Below are 1,721 nucleotides of genomic sequence, written 5' to 3' on the forward strand. Positions count from 1 at the left end.
TATTCCGCCGCTAAATCTTTCGTGCACTTGTACTTGCCGCCGCGTTCAAATTCAGCCAGTGCGTCAGCAACCGTGTGACGCGCTAACACCTGAAATGATGCCTCTTCTGCTTCGCTGACGATATTCTTGAAGTAAGTGCAGGCATTGGCGCTGACGACACAACGAGCAGGCACATCAGGGCGCGCGGCCCACAGACGTTTATCTTCAATGACGGCACAATAGATGTCGCGAAGGGAGATGTCTTCCGCCGGGCGGCCAAGGGTAATCGAGCCGGTGCGTCCAAGGGTGGAGACGATAATGCCGTGCTGCGTGAGCGGCACCATCAGTTTGCGAATAAAGCTGGAGTTGGCTTCCAGACCCGTTGCTAAAATCGCACTGGTGCAACGCTGGCCAGCCTTTTGGGACTGAGCGATACAAAACACCATCTGCATAGCTGTCGGAAAGCGATAATCTAACATGTCATTGTCCTGAGAAACCAAGTCTTAGGTTAAGCACCGTATCACAGAGGAAATGCCCTATACGTGATCTGGTCAATAATATAACAAACACTGTTGCATTATTGAAGGCAGACACTTCTCAAAGGCACATAAAATCACGGGTTGGGCACAAAAAAACCCATCCGGAGATGGGTTTTAGTACTCAGATTCTTCAGTAAGAAGTTTCAGAGATTAGAACTGGTATTGTAAGCCTACGCCAACAACATCATCGGTAGAGATACCGTGATTTGTGTAGAACTCATCATCGTTGTCCAGCAGGTTGATTTTATAATCAACGTAGGTAGACATATTTTTGTTGAAGTAATAGTTCGCGCCAACAGAGACGTATTTAACCAGATCTTTGTCGTTATCATCGCCGCCATTGTTGTTATTCAGATCTTTACCCTTTGACTGCAGGTAAGAGATTTCAGGACGCAGGCCAAAGTCAAACTGATATTGCGCAGTGACTTCAAAGTTCTGAGTTTTATTTGCAATTTCTGAGTCACCGTACATGGTCATATTACGGGTTTCAGCATACATGGTGGCCAGATAAACATTGTTTGCATCGTATTTTGCACCAATGGTCCAGACATCTGCTTTGTCACCACGATTATCGGCTGACTGATCATTTGTACGGTCAGATGACGCATAAGCTGCACCAGCGCTAATACCCATTCCGAAATCATAGGTAGTAGATAAACCATAACCGTCACCATTCTGATGACCTACATCGCGATGGTTGTTTGTTCCTTCAGAATCGTTGGTACCGTCGTTTGCACCCTGATATTGCAGGGCAAAGTTCCAGCCTTTTACTTCGCCGAAGAAGTCAGAATTACGGTAGGTTGCAACGCCATTTGCACGGCCAACCATGAAGTTATCCGACGTGGTATAGGTATCGCCACCGAATACTGGCAGCATATCGGTCCAGGCTTCAACGTCGTACACAACGCCGTAGTTACGGCCATAATCGAATGAACCAAAATCAGCGAATTTCAGACCCGCGAAGCCCAGGCGGGTCGCGTTGCCTGCTGTGCCGCGATTCTCTGAATTATTCGCCTGTACGTTATATTCCCACTGGCCATAACCGGTCAGTTGATCAGAAATCTGAGTTTCGCCTTTAAAGCCGACACGCACGTAAGTTTGATCACCATCATCGCCTACGTTATCGGAGAATTGGTGACGCGCATCAACTTTGCCGTACAGATCTAATTTGTTGCCATCTTTATTATAAATCTCAGCGGAATT

General features: G+C 47.0%; 2 protein-coding genes. Both read right to left on the reverse strand.

The window, feature by feature from the left end; genetic code table 11:
* Positions 1-458: RrF2 family transcriptional regulator (locus EYY67_RS24215; RefSeq protein WP_131694598.1), on the reverse strand; the 458-nt coding region annotated here is incomplete at its 3' end.
* Between the two features lie 210 nt (positions 459-668).
* Positions 669-1,721, reverse strand: a 1,053-nt coding sequence (gene ompC / locus EYY67_RS24220) for a porin OmpC (RefSeq protein WP_131694599.1), incomplete at its 5' end; no start/stop codon positions are given.

Source organism: Rahnella victoriana (genome assembly GCF_004330295.1).
GTDB classification, from domain to species: Bacteria; Pseudomonadota; Gammaproteobacteria; order Enterobacterales; family Enterobacteriaceae; genus Rahnella; species Rahnella victoriana.